The sequence below is a fragment of the Bacillus sp. MUM 116 genome (genome assembly GCF_001866655.1).
Classification (GTDB): Bacteria; Bacillota; Bacilli; order Bacillales; family Cytobacillaceae; genus Neobacillus.
In genome coordinates this window covers 1-12,934 of sequence record NZ_MLYR01000021.1, presented here as the reverse complement: position 1 = coordinate 12,934, position 12,934 = coordinate 1, and the positions used below count along the sequence as shown (strand labels likewise).

The 12,934-nt window shown below is 41.5% G+C and carries 11 protein-coding genes; 1 reads left to right on the top strand and 10 read right to left on the bottom strand.

Translation table 11 applies throughout. From position 1 onward, the window contains the following. Nucleotides 1–4: 4 nt before the first annotated feature. The 10 genes from BIV60_RS06055 to BIV60_RS06010 form a co-directional block, all read right to left on the bottom strand. On the bottom strand, nucleotides 5–883 hold the full coding sequence (locus BIV60_RS06055) for a branched-chain amino acid ABC transporter permease (protein ID WP_071354833.1): 879 nt from the start codon (nucleotides 881–883) through the stop codon (nucleotides 5–7). A 225-nt stretch (nucleotides 884–1,108) separates the two neighbouring features. After that, on the bottom strand, nucleotides 1,109–2,296 hold the full coding sequence (locus BIV60_RS06050; protein WP_071354832.1) for an ABC transporter substrate-binding protein: 1,188 nt from the start codon (nucleotides 2,294–2,296) through the stop codon (nucleotides 1,109–1,111). Between the two features lie 300 nt (nucleotides 2,297–2,596). Further along, a complete protein-coding gene (locus BIV60_RS06045) occupies nucleotides 2,597–3,799 on the bottom strand; it encodes an MFS transporter (RefSeq protein ID WP_071354947.1) in 1,203 nt (400 codons plus the stop codon). Nucleotides 3,800–4,205: 406 nt separating this feature from the next. Next, on the bottom strand, nucleotides 4,206–6,071 hold the full coding sequence (locus BIV60_RS06040; protein ID WP_071354831.1) for an ABC transporter ATP-binding protein: 1,866 nt from the start codon (nucleotides 6,069–6,071) through the stop codon (nucleotides 4,206–4,208). Further along, complete coding sequence (locus tag BIV60_RS06035) at nucleotides 6,072–7,799, bottom strand: ABC transporter ATP-binding protein (protein WP_071354830.1); 1,728 nt, start codon at nucleotides 7,797–7,799, stop codon at nucleotides 6,072–6,074. 178 nt (nucleotides 7,800–7,977) lie between these two features. Continuing rightward, the gene (locus BIV60_RS06030; protein ID WP_071354829.1) at nucleotides 7,978–8,316 is read right to left on the bottom strand and encodes an ASCH domain-containing protein; all 339 of its coding nucleotides are present in this window, start codon (nucleotides 8,314–8,316) and stop codon (nucleotides 7,978–7,980) included. A 118-nt stretch (nucleotides 8,317–8,434) separates the two neighbouring features. After that, nucleotides 8,435–9,235, bottom strand: a complete 801-nt coding sequence (locus BIV60_RS06025) for an ABC transporter permease subunit (RefSeq protein ID WP_071354828.1) — start codon at nucleotides 9,233–9,235, stop codon at nucleotides 8,435–8,437. 12 nt (nucleotides 9,236–9,247) lie between these two features. Then, nucleotides 9,248–10,045 (bottom strand): ABC transporter permease subunit, encoded by a 798-nt coding sequence (locus BIV60_RS06020; protein ID WP_071354827.1) that lies wholly within the window; start codon nucleotides 10,043–10,045, stop codon nucleotides 9,248–9,250. A 2-nt stretch (nucleotides 10,046–10,047) separates the two neighbouring features. Continuing rightward, nucleotides 10,048–10,926 (bottom strand): ABC transporter ATP-binding protein, encoded by an 879-nt coding sequence (locus BIV60_RS06015; RefSeq protein ID WP_071354826.1) that lies wholly within the window; start codon nucleotides 10,924–10,926, stop codon nucleotides 10,048–10,050. Nucleotides 10,927–10,939: 13 nt separating this feature from the next. Further along, nucleotides 10,940–11,563 carry a TetR/AcrR family transcriptional regulator gene (locus BIV60_RS06010; RefSeq protein ID WP_071354825.1) on the bottom strand — a complete coding sequence of 208 codons (624 nt, stop codon included), beginning with the start codon at nucleotides 11,561–11,563 and terminating at the stop codon, nucleotides 10,940–10,942. Nucleotides 11,564–11,760: 197 nt separating this feature from the next. On the opposite strand from BIV60_RS06010, the gene BIV60_RS06005 reads away from it, so the two are divergent. Beyond that, nucleotides 11,761–12,576 (top strand): nuclease-related domain-containing protein, encoded by an 816-nt coding sequence (locus BIV60_RS06005; protein ID WP_256218305.1) that lies wholly within the window; start codon nucleotides 11,761–11,763, stop codon nucleotides 12,574–12,576. Nucleotides 12,577–12,934 lie beyond the last annotated feature (358 nt).

Genomic DNA, 12,934 nt, shown 5'->3' with positions numbered 1-12,934 from the left:
CCCCCTATACCTTTTCCCTGACATTTTTACCAAATAGGCCTGCCGGACGGAAAATCAAAATTAAAATAAGAACAATAAAGGCAACGCCATCGCGCCATAAAGAGAATCCCAACGCACTGACAAGGGATTCGATTACACCCAATACAAGGCCGCCGGTCATTGCTCCCGGAATGCTTCCGATACCGCCTAGAACGGCTGCAACGAAGGCTTTTAGTCCTGGGATAATTCCCATTAATGGTTCAATTTTTGTATAGTACATTCCAAAGATAACGCCTGCAGCACCTGCAAGGGCAGAGCCGATTGCGAAAGTTGCTGAAATTGTGTTGTTTACATTTATACCCATTAACCGTGCTGCATCCATATCATGAGAAACAGCACGCATTGCTTTCCCAATTTTAGTTTTATGAACGATAAATTGCAGTAAGATCATTAAGATAATAGAAGTCGCTAGAATCAGCAAGGACTGTCCACTGATTTTTACACCAAATAAGTTTAATTCATTAAATGGAACAAGATTGTCCGGATACGCATCTGGCTGTGCACCGCGAATATAAATCATACCGTATTCAATAAATAAGGATACCCCGATTGCCGTAATGAGAGCGGCAATTCTGGTTGCATTTCTTAAAGGTTTATAAGCAATTCTTTCAATTAAAACACCAAAAACAGCACAAACGATCATCGATATAATTAAAGCAAGGAAAAAATTCAAATGGAAAAACGTGATTGAATAAAAACCGATAAATGCGCCCACCATGAAGACGTCCCCATGGGCAAAGTTAATTAATTTTACAATACCGTAAACCATTGTATACCCTAGGGCAATTAAGGCATAGATACTTCCCAGGGAAATGCCGTTTACAAGCTGCTGTATGATTTCCATGTATTACACTCCTTTTAAAAGGACTTTCATAAGAAAAGCGCAAGCGCCTTGATCAGCCCCGACAAGCATAAGACAAGCCGGCGAGAAGGTTGTTCTTTAACCTTCTTGACGGATTGGCTTATGACCTCGAGGGGCTAGGCGCTGGAGCTGGACAATTCTCAAAGTCAAAAGCTTTAAATTGGAATAGGGAGACATGAATCTCCCTATTCATTCCATTTCCGTTTTTTATTGAGGATTTACTTTTGTTTTAAATACTTGCTTACCATCTTTGTACTCCAGAATAACAGCAGACTTGATTGGGTCATGGTTTTTGTCAAGCTTCATTGATCCTGTTACAAGTGATAAATCAGTTGTTTCGGCAAGAGCCTTTTGAATTTTTTGCGAGTCACCAGAACCTGCACGCTTAATCGCATCTGCGATCAAGTAAGCTGAGTCATAACCTAAAGCGTTGAAGGCATCTGGAGTTTTGTCATTGTACTTAGCTTTGAATGCTTTTACGAATTCTTGTACTTTTGCATCTTTGTCACCAGAAGAATAGTGGTTAGTGATGTAAGTGTTATTTAACGCCTTAGCACCAGCAATTTCTACTAGTTTAGGAGAATCCCAACCGTCAGCACCCATCATTGGTACATTAAGACCAATTTCACGTGCCTGCTTCACGATTAATCCTACTTCTTCATAGTATCCAGGGATGAAAACAAAGTCTGGATTTGCAGCTTTAATACGTGTTAATGTGGCATGGAAATCAGTATCCTTTGCAACATATGCTTCCTGAGATACCACAGATCCGCCATTTTTCTTAAAGAAGTCTTTGAAAGAAGCTGCTAAACCTTTTGCATAGTCACTTGAGTTATCAATTAGGACTGCTGCTTTCTTCACTTTTAATTCATTAGAAGCAAAGTTAGCCGCCACTGTACCTTGGAATGGATCAATGAAACATGTACGGAATACATAATCATTTAATTTTCCATCTTTAACGGTAACCGTAGGGTTTGTTCCTGTTGGAGTCAAAATAGGTACTTTATTATCATTGGCGATTTGTACTTGTGCAAGGGTATCCGTACTTGTTGCCGCACCAATAACAGCTGATACTTTATCTTGTGTGATTAATTTGATGGCGCCGTTTGTTGCTTCAGCAGCATCGGATTTGTTATCGACACTTACTAACTCAAGCTTCTTGCCGTCAATCCCTTTTTTGTTGATTTCGCTGATGGCGAGATCAACCCCTTCTTTAATGGACTGACCGTAGGAAGCAACTCCGCCGGACAATTCAAGGTTTGCCCCGATTTTAATCGTTTTGCTGTCACTGCTTGAAGCATTGCCGCCAGTTGACGTACTGCTGCTGCAGCCTGCCATGACACTTGCTGCCACTAAAAATGATGCAACTACACCTGCTACTTTTCTTTTTCTCATGTTATACCCCCTAATAGATATTTTTTCCAATAGTTTTCTTATTGTTTCTAAAACAATTAATATTCTGAAAACATTGTACAAAATTATTTTCTTTTCGTCTAGTACTATTGTCCGTTATTTCAAAATAATTTTTAAAATAATAAATATATTACTCTCCCATTCTCTCTTATGGATTTTCGCGCTGTAAAGCGTTAAATTTCACTCTCATTCCAAAAGTAAGTTATTTCAAAAATATTTTTCAAAAAAAGAGTGATTAAAAAAAAGAGAACTCCTGAAATGGAATTCTCTTCATGTGAAAAGTTATTCTAATACTTTACTTTTTGTCTCTTTTCCAAGGATTAATACCGCGGCTGCCCCTACTAGTACGGTAATACAAAAGATCGTAAAGATCATCGAAACGGACGTCTTTCCTGCTACCAAATATCCTACCATTAACGGTCCAAGCACTCCGCCAATCCGGCCAAAGGCGGCAGCCATCCCTGTACCGGTGCCGCGGATTACGGTTGGATACTGTTCAGGCGAATATGCATAAAGACCACCCCATGCACCAAGGTTAAAGAAGGATAACAGAATACCAGACACCATGAGCGCCGCGGACGTATCAGCTGTTCCAAAGAAATAAGCACTAATGGCCGTTCCCGCTAAATATACGACTAAAACAAATTTCCGTCCAAATTTTTCAATAAACCATGCTGCAGTAAAATATCCCGGCAGCTGGGCAATGGTCATAATCAGCACATACTCAAAGCTTTTAATTAAACTGAAACCCTTCATCACCATTACACTTGGAAGCCATAAAAACATTCCATAATAGGAAAATACGACACAGAACCAAACAATCCACAGCATTGTCGTCTGGCGGCTATATTCCTTGGAAAATAATTTTGCCATACTTTGAAAGACTGAAATCTTCTCTTTTGCTTGTATTTTTGTGTATTGCGGAGAATCCGGCAACCCAATACGAAGATAAAGGACATAAAGGGCAGGAATGGTGCTGATTAACAAGGCTACCTGCCAGCCAAACCTCGGAATGACAAAGTACGAAATGACTGCAGAAACAAGCCAGCCGACCGCCCAAAAGCTTTCCAATAAAACCACGATTCTCCCGCGCTTTTCAACAGGGACACTTTCGGATACAAGTGTGGATGCGACCGGAAGTTCTCCTCCGAGTCCCATGCCAATGAAAAATCTTAGAACTAAAAACATGGTGATGGTTGTGGTAAAGGCAGAGGCACCGCTGCAAAGTGAAAATAGTAGAAGCGTAATCATAAAGACATTTTTTCGTCCGACCCGGTCGGCCATTAACCCAAAAACCAAAGCCCCAACTGCCATGCCAATGGAGTTGATACTGCCAATCCAGCCCATCTGCTGAGCACTTAAGTTCCAATCTACTTTTAAGGCAGCGATGATGAAGGAAAGCAGCCCCACGTCCATTGCATCAAACAACCAGCCTGTGCCGGCAATCCCCAGTAATTTACTGCTGGAAGCATCCCGGTTCCTCATGGATGCTCCCTTCTTAAAGACTTCCTGCTCGTTAATCAATTTGGATCCTCCTTTTTTCGAAACATTAATTTTACTATTTCCAATCCTTAACTCTTTTACTAAGTCCACCTGTATTCTAACAGGTGTCATTACAGCAGTCACTACATTTTTACGAAAACGCCTTGCTTATTGCTGAAAACGAATCATTAAGCATCCTTTTTTGATACCTTTAAGATTTTATATAACTTCATACCTTAGGTGAACTCCAAATCTTCCTGCCTTCTCATGAGTTCTGGCTTTCATGCCTTCGATGAACACCATATCTCCCTGTCTTCTCATGAGTTTTGGCTTTCATGCCCGGAATGAAAACAAAATTCACCAGCCACCTCGAGAGTTTTGATCAATATACATACAAAAAAGAGCACTGTCAGTCCAGTGCTCCTTCAATATTTTTAAATTGATTGAAAAACATATGATGGTATCTTCCGTTTTGCTTTATTAATTCATCGTGGCTGCCTTTTTCGATCATCTGTCCTTGGTCAATCACCATGATGGTGTCGGCATCGCGAATCGTATTCAAGCGGTGGGCAATGATAAAGCTCGTGCGGTCTTCCATTAACGTGAGCAGCGCTTCCTGAATATGAAGCTCTGTCCTGGTGTCAATACTCGAAGTAGCTTCATCCAAAATTAATATCGACGGTTTTGCTAAAATGACCCTGGCAATCGCCAGCAGCTGACGCTGACCTTGGCTTAAGTTGCCGCCATTCTCTGCAAGCTCTGTATCATATTGATTCGGGAGCCGTCTAATAAAAACATCAGCATTCGCCATCATTGCTGCAGCCACCACCTCATCATCCGTTGCATCCGGCTTTCCATACTTAATATTTTCCTTAATCGTCCCGGAAAACAAATACGTATCCTGGAGCACAAAACCAAAGCAACGCCGCAGGCTATCCCTTGTGTACTCCCGGGTATCGCGGCCGTCCAATAAGATTCTGCCACTCGTTACATCGTAAAACCGCGTTAATAGGTTCACCACTGTCGTTTTTCCGGCCCCCGTCGGCCCGACCAGCGCCGTACTGCTTCCCTTAGACGACTCAAAGCTAATATTTTTCAAAATAGGTACGTCTGTGCGGTAACCGAAACTGACATTTTCAAAAACAACATGACCTTTCGGATGGACTAATTCCACTGCATCCGGCAAATCCTCCGGCTCTTCCCCTTCATCAAGAACTTCAAAAACCCGTTCTGCACCTGCGACACCGGACTGCAGGATATTAAAAATATTGGCAAGGTCATTAAGCGGCCGGACAAATTGCCGTGAATACGTGATAAAGCTGGCAATCGCCCCAATTGTAATCATACTCTTTAGCGCGAGGATTCCACCGAAAACCGCTACTAGGGCAAAGCCGATGTTACCAATCACGTTCATAATCGGCATCAAGAAGCCGGACCAAATTTGCGCCCTGAGGCCGACCTCACGCAGCTGTTCGTTGACCCTATCGAATTCCTCCATCACTTTTCCCTCATGATTGAACGCTTTAACGACATGAAGACCGGTAATGGTCTCCTCAATGTGACCGTTTAATTTTCCAAGCTGTACCTGTTGATCCTTAAATAAAACACTTGTTTTTTTCGCAATCGTTTTGGTTAGAAAAAATACAAGCGGCACTGTTATTAAACTTACCACTGTTAAAATTGGGCTTAGGACCAGCATCATCACGAGTGATCCACAAATCACAATCAAACCTGACATCAGCTGTGTTGTGGACTGAGAAATCGTGTTACTGATATTATCGACATCATTCGATAACCGGCTCATTAACTCCCCATGCGTCCTCGTATCAAAAAATGCAATCGGCAGCTTTTGCAGTTTTTTAAAAAGGGAATCCCTTAAACTTCTTACAATCCGCTGTGATACTCCCGCCATTAGCCAGCCCTGCAAAAAGGTGAGGAGGGCATCAGCAGCATAGGCAGAGGCAAGAATAAGAATCATCATTTCTAATAATCCAAAATTCACCTTGCCGTGGAGGCTCATCGCATCGACTGCTTTCCCGATCAGATAAGGGGCAAGCAAAGTGAGCACGGAATCCATTAAAATAAAGATAAAGATAAAGGAAAGCATTTTTCTTTCTTTGCCAACAAAATGCCATAGCCGTTTTAATGTACTCTTAAAATTCTTTGGCTTCTCGACAGGCCCTCTGCCATGACGGGCACCTCCAAAGCCGCCAGGTCTGCCGCCGGGACCGGGAAGCGGCGGGGCTGTACGTGTTTGTTCCTTTTCCCTCGCCATCTAAAGCACCTCCTTGCCAATTTGGGACTGGAAGATTTCCTGATAAACCTTGCATTCGTGAATCAATTCCTCATGGGTTCCGACTCCGACTACTTCTCCATGATCCAAGACCACGATTTTATCTGCATCAATGATCGAAGTAATCCGTTGGGCAATTAATATACAAGTAAGTCCTTTTGCGTATTTTTTGAGAGATTCTTTTATTTTCGCCTCTGTCGCTACGTCCACTGCGCTTGTACTGTCATCCAAAATGAGGATTTCCGGTTTCTTGATTAAGGCACGGGCAATCGAAATCCGCTGTTTTTGCCCTCCGGAAAAATTCACACCGCCTTGGCCAATTTTTGTTTGATAGCCTTCAGGGGCAACCGAGATAAAGTCGTGGGCCCCTGCAATCGAAGCTGCCGCTTCCATTTCCGCTGTGCTGGCATCCTCTTTGCCCCATTTTATATTTTCAGCGACACTGCCTGTAAAAAGTATCGTCTGCTGCGGCACAATCGCGATTTTTTCTCTTAATCTTTGCGGCTGGACATCTTTAACCTCTTCACCATCGACCTTGATAATCCCGGCGCTGACATCATAAAAGCGGGGGATGAGACTTACCAGCGTGCTTTTCCCAGAGCCAGTCGAGCCGATAATTCCAACCGTCTCACCTGGCTTAAACGTGAGATTGATGTCTTTTAACACCGGTTCGCCACTCGTTCCCTCATAGGAAAACGAAACATGTTCAAAATCAATTCTGCCTTTCTCTGAAGGAATTTCGTTTATTTCGTCAGTCCATGTCTGGAAGTCCTCCTGTTCAAAGACCTCGCCAATCCTGCCTGCAGAAGCTCTGGCCCGAACAAACATATTAAATACCATGGAAATCATCATGAGGGAAAATGAAATTTGTGTCATATAGTTGGTAAATGCAATAATATGACCGACTTGAATATGACCTGATTCCACTCCCAAGCCTCCAAGCCAAAGGACAGCGACAATTCCCAAATTCACTGTCATCATGATGGCAGGGCTGAAAACTGACATTAATCTGGTTGCAGAAATCGATTGATCTTGAAAATGACAATTCGCTTTCGTGAATTTGGCAATTTCCACATCCATCCGATTAAACGCCTTGACTACCCGCACGCCCGACAAATATTCCCGGATTACAAGATTCACCCGGTCTAAAGCTTTTTGTACCTTCGTAAAAAGGGGAAAGCCCAGCCTCATATTTAAAATAATCAGCAATGCGACAATCGGTACGACGACCGCGAGGACCACCGCAAGGCGAAGATTTAGCCGTGAGGCCATAATCAATCCGCCAATTGCTAGAAGAGGTGCTTTTACAAACATCCGCATCATCCCGTTTACAAAAATCTGGACTTGGTTCACGTCATTGGTCAGCCTGGTGATTAACGTGGCGCGGTCAAAGCGGTCTATATTTTTAAAAGATAGTGATTGGATTTTCTTAAATAAATCTGACCGGAGTTCGGCCCCGAAATTTTGCGAAACCGTACTGGCCACAATGCTTCTTGTTGAAGCAGATACTGCGCCGAATGCCGTAACCAAGAGCATGATGCCGCCCATTTTTAACACGTAATGGATATCTCGTTTGGCAACACCGATGTCAATGATTTTGGACATGATGGTCGGCTGGAGCAGATCACATATGGCTTCAAAGGTTAAAAATAATACAGCAGTAAAAAAGAGTTTCCAATACTTCCTTGTATATTTACGTAAAAATTTCACGACATTATTCACCTCTAATTGCGGAATGGAATGAGGAAGTATCAAATGGAGATATATTTATTATAATGAGGTGACTGGTGATTGAACAAATATTAGCATAAAATCAGGTTAGTTTTTTCATTAAAAAAGCAACAATCCGCTAAATACGGAATGTTGCTTCATCATCGGAACTATGTGCTTATTCAACCGGGCGGAATTCATGAACCCAGACGCGCATTTGCGGCAGCCAAGGCATTCCCGGATGCATTGAAAGAATCGATTGCTTATAGTCTTCAAGGGAATTGAAGCCCTCGCGGCGTGCATCGTCATCTGTTAATTCACCTAGAGATTGCGAGTAAATCTTTTCGACAACAAATTGACGGCCCTCAAGTGTCATGATTTCACCTGGATCGGCATATCGTCCATTACGACGCGTTGCAGTTTTTTCTCCAGAAAGTACTTTTTGAACATCCTCCGGCACCGTTACCAAACGGTCAATGGTACAGGTCTTTGGTGGTAAAGTATTATTTTCAGACATATGATTTCCTCCTTACATAGATTATTTCACCATTTTAGCATTATTAAAATCATAAGAAAAGTTCGTGACTATATCAATGGAATCAAAACAAATATTAAAGCGGCAACACCTGTGTCTTTTATACATTTAAATCTCTTTTTCCGTAAAAAATATAGGTAGCTGTTAGCAAGCCAACAATGGCCACAAAAGATATACTAGCAAATAACGGATCAAGCGCGCCATCTGTTAAAACTCTTTTTGCTTCGTAGTATTTAAAAGGGGATACATATTTTATCCCATCCAGTTTATGATTTAAATCTGCCGCTATTGATAAAATATACATGATTAAAAGAATCGCTGTTCCGATGGATGCCGCTCGTTTCGGTTTCTTGATCGTTGCAGCAATTGCCGATCCTAATACAAGGAAAATCAATTGCAAAATAAACATCCCTGCCATCAGTGTGTAGATCACATCGATTGGGTCGCCGACTTTATTAAACTTTGTGATCATCGCAACAGAGAGAACTAGTGTCACAAGATTGAAGATGATCACATTTACAAGCGCCGCTGCCAGTTTAGCGGTTACGATTCTGGTGCGTGAGATGGGTTTAGCCATTAAAAATTCTGTTGTTTTATCCCGCTCTTCTTTTGCAATGATATTGGCCCCAATCATTAACGCATGAATTGCAGCCATTAAAAGTAAATAGGCAAATAGCATCCCGTAAAACCCGATTGGGGTTGAAAAATCCAGCTCTCCTACGCCCATCATTGCCTGTAAGGATTTCGGTAAGCTCGACATCAGTTCGTTAATCGACTGACCTGATGCTGAAGAATACCCCTCATATTTGCCCATTCCTGCTACAACCATAAACAGGATTCCAAAACACCAAATAATCAATGACTTCCGATTGGATTTCATTTCCCGTAAAAATAAATTCATGACCACACCCCCTTATACCGCATGAATGTCTTTTTTCGAATAAATCACGTAGCTAACAGCAATCGCTGCTAGGATAAAGACGATTTCAATGATGATAAAAGCAGCATCATAGCTTGAGTGTTTGATAATATAAGATGCTTCATAATACTTAAATGGGGTTAGATAACGAATCGACTTTTCGCCAATCACTGATCCCAGCATATTTAAGATGTAAAAACCAAAAACAGTCCCAAGTGAAATCGGCAACACGGATTTTATTTTTGGCACCGAGACGGAAATTAGCACTCCAAGCGCAACAAACATCAATTCGATTAACAATGCTGAAAGGGAAATCAAAAGAAAGGTGTTGAAATCAAATGATTTCTCACTTACGGCTGATGCTGCGATGAAGGCAATTACCATATAGATAACATTCGTCATCACTAGGGAAATAATCACTGCCAATAGTTTGGCTGTAACGATTTGCTTCCTGGTAACAGGTTTTGTCAGCAGGAAATCAGCCGTTTTTTCACGAACCTCTTTTGATAGAATCGAGGTTCCGAGATTCATAGCCTGAATCGAGCCGCACAATACCACATTTGTAAAGCCATAAGAATAAAACCCTAACAGGGATGTAATGCTGTCAATGGACACACCCAATGCCTTTCTCACTGTTTCCGGATAGTTCTCCAGCAGCTTTTTAAACTGGTCGGCATCCTGTGTTAAACCCGGAAACATGGATAAGAAGAAAACAATCAATGCTGACAGGGAAAGGGTCCAAATCATCGTCGATTTTCGATATGCTTTTAGTTCATGGAGAAAAATATTCATGGTTAATTCTCCTTTTCATAATAGTGCATAAAGATTTCCTCAAGATCCGGTTCATCAATCCAAAGGTTCTCGAGCTCAAATTCCGAGAGTTTTTTCAAAATTAAATTGATATTGCCGCTGTATAGGAAGCTAGTGATATTTTCTTTTACCTCAAGATTGGTGACCCCATCAATTGTTAGATTTGTGATCGGGGTCTTGGTTTCGAGCTTAAACTTTTTATGATTGTTTTCCCGTAAGGTGCTGATTTTTTCCACCTTCACAAGCCGGCCTTCTTTAATAATCGCCACACGGTCGCACATTTTTTGCACTTCACTCAATATATGAGAGGAAAACAAAATCGTCTTGCCTTTTTTATTTTCTTCTTTTAATAAATCAAAGAATTTTTGCTGCATTAACGGGTCGAGTCCGCTTGTCGGCTCATCAAGAATGATGAGCTCAGGATCATGCAGAAGCCCTTGGACAATCCCGACTTTCTTTTTATTCCCGAACGAGAGGTCATCAATTTTTTTATTGAGGTCCAGGTCCATGATTTCAGCTAATTCCCTGATCCGCTTACTGCAATCCTTTTTGTAAAAGCTGGCAGAGTATTTAAGAAGATCCTTTACTTTCATGTTGTCGTAATAGAAGACCTCTGATGGCAAATAACCGATTTCCTTTTTAATCTCGGGCGCAAATTTCACACTATCCTTTCCAAAAATTGTGGCACTGCCGCTCGTCGGGTAAATAAGCGAAAGAAGCGTCCGAATGGTCGTCGACTTTCCAGCACCGTTCGGCCCGATAAACCCGAAAATTTCACCATCTTCGACATGAAAACTGATATCCGTAATGCCCCTTGCGTTTCCATACGTTTTGGTCAGGTGATTCAGTTCAATCACATTCATCGCGTGAGCCCCCTTATTTATAAAAAGCCTTCATTAAAACTTCATAATACTCTTCGGTTTCTTGAATTGCTTCGTCATAATTAAATTCATGTGTCGGTGACTGCTTTGCCCTTTGAATCAATTCCTCACTAAATTGTTCGAATGTCCAAAAGATGATTTTTAATGCTTTTTGGACGTCAAGATCGTCTCTGAAAAGGGATAAATCAATATCCTCATACAGTTTCCCGATATTGTTTTTCGACAGTTGTTTTTTTCTTTGGTCTAATTCGAGTTTCACTTCCTTCGAATCTTCCATGACAGCAGCACTTAAAAAATTGAACAGATCCGGATATATGTTGAGTAATTCCATTTTCACAGTGACGGCTTGGCGCACTCTTTTAAAAATATCCCGTTCTTCGAGGTTAATTTTTTTGTAAAATTCATCGACAATGATTTCATAGAAATGGTCAAACAAAAATAAATACATGTTCTTTTTGTTGCCAAAGTAGTGGAACAAGAGACCCTTTGAAATATCCGCTTCTTTGACGATTTCATTTGTCGAGGCGTTATCATATCCCTTCTGGGCAAATTTCTTTATTGCTGCATTGATTATTCGGTCTTGTTTTTCCTGATCCAGGTTGAGAAATTTCGAAAACATACTGGCAGCCCTCTTTCTTGAATGATCTTCATTATTGACCACCCTAGTCAATGACATTGTAACTCCGTTGACCAATTAGGTCAATAGTGGTCAACGCCTATTTTTTTACAAATTTTAGAACGTTTTATTATGGGCTTAGTATGGATTTACGGGTTGTGCTAAGATACATACGAGGTTTTATTTTTGGAGGTGAAAAATTGAATTGTTTAAAAGAGAGAGACTCGTCCCTTACTCTTGCTGGTGTCATTTCTGCACAAAAACGGTTGAGTGTCAGACATCCTATTTTCCCTGCTTTATCCAGTAAACAAGCATCAGTGGAAGCAGGAATTGGCGGGGAAGAAAAGGTAGCAGAAATTTTTAGGAGACATTTGTTTCCGTTTGACCACCACATTTTCCACGATTTGTCCCCCAGCTCAGATGAAAAATTCCAAATGGATACCTATTTTATGACACCTTCCTATGGGTTAGTTTTAGAAACGAAGAATATTGGCGGCAGTTTGGAGTTCAGAGAAAATCCTCCTCAATTAATCCGCACAAAGGAGAACGGCGCAAAAGATGGGTTTGAAAGTCCAATTGTTCAATTGGAACGCAATCGTGAATTATTAAGTGCCTGGCTTAGGTCCCGAAACATTCATATTCCTATTTATGGTGCTGTTGTTCTTGCTTACCCAAAGCAAATTGTTGAAGTTCCTCCGAGGAAGGCAAAAATCTTATTCCCCAGCTCGATTCCCGCTTTTATTAACAGTCTCCCGCAGCAAGCAAAGAAGCTGGATCCAGTTACGTTTGATTGGCTTTCTTCAGCGTTTTTAAAAAGCCATCAGCGTTTTATTCCCAAACCCATTTGTGAGACCTATCAAATTAAATTTACGGATATTCGTCCTGGAGTCATTTGTAAGGTGTGCGATAGGATTGGGATGATGAAACACCGCAAGGTTTGGTATTGTCCTCATTGCCATGCCACTGATCCTTTAGCCCATGTGAGGACGATACAAGAGTGGTTTTTACTGTTTTAAAGGGAAATCACGAATCGAGAGTGTAGGGAGTTTTTGGGGATAGAGGATATTGATACTGCTAAACGTATTTTGCTTAATATGAACATGGCCTGGAAAGGGGCATTTCGATATCGGACCTATATAATGGACTTAAGTAAAATTTAGAGCGCTAGTTAGAAAGTACTTTACGCTAGTTGAAGGTCACTTTCCGCCAGTTGGGAGCTGCCTTCCGCTAGTTAGATTTGCTTTCGCCAGTTGGAGTGCTCTTTACGCTAGTTAGCGGCCGCCTTCCGCTAGTTGCATTCACTTTTACGCTAGTTAGATTTGCTCTCGCTAGTTGGAGTGCTCTTTACGCTAGTTAGCGACCGCCTTCCGCTAG

Bases quoted from the DNA above. Each gene is read 5' to 3' on its own strand.
- BIV60_RS06055 (WP_071354833.1), bottom strand. From the start codon at position 883: ATGGAAATCATACAGCAGCTTGTAAACGGCATTTCCCTGGGAAGTATC.
- BIV60_RS06050 (WP_071354832.1), bottom strand. From the start codon at position 2,296: ATGAGAAAAAGAAAAGTAGCAGGTGTAGTTGCATCATTTTTAGTGGCA.
- BIV60_RS06045 (WP_071354947.1), bottom strand. From the start codon at position 3,799: ATGAGGAACCGGGATGCTTCCAGCAGTAAATTACTGGGGATTGCCGGC.
- BIV60_RS06040 (WP_071354831.1), bottom strand. From the start codon at position 6,071: ATGGCGAGGGAAAAGGAACAAACACGTACAGCCCCGCCGCTTCCCGGT.
- BIV60_RS06030 (WP_071354829.1), bottom strand. From the start codon at position 8,316: ATGTCTGAAAATAATACTTTACCACCAAAGACCTGTACCATTGACCGT.
- BIV60_RS06025 (WP_071354828.1), bottom strand. From the start codon at position 9,235: ATGAATTTATTTTTACGGGAAATGAAATCCAATCGGAAGTCATTGATT.
- BIV60_RS06020 (WP_071354827.1), bottom strand. From the start codon at position 10,045: ATGAATATTTTTCTCCATGAACTAAAAGCATATCGAAAATCGACGATG.
- BIV60_RS06015 (WP_071354826.1), bottom strand. From the start codon at position 10,926: ATGAATGTGATTGAACTGAATCACCTGACCAAAACGTATGGAAACGCA.
- BIV60_RS06010 (WP_071354825.1), bottom strand. From the start codon at position 11,563: ATGTTTTCGAAATTTCTCAACCTGGATCAGGAAAAACAAGACCGAATA.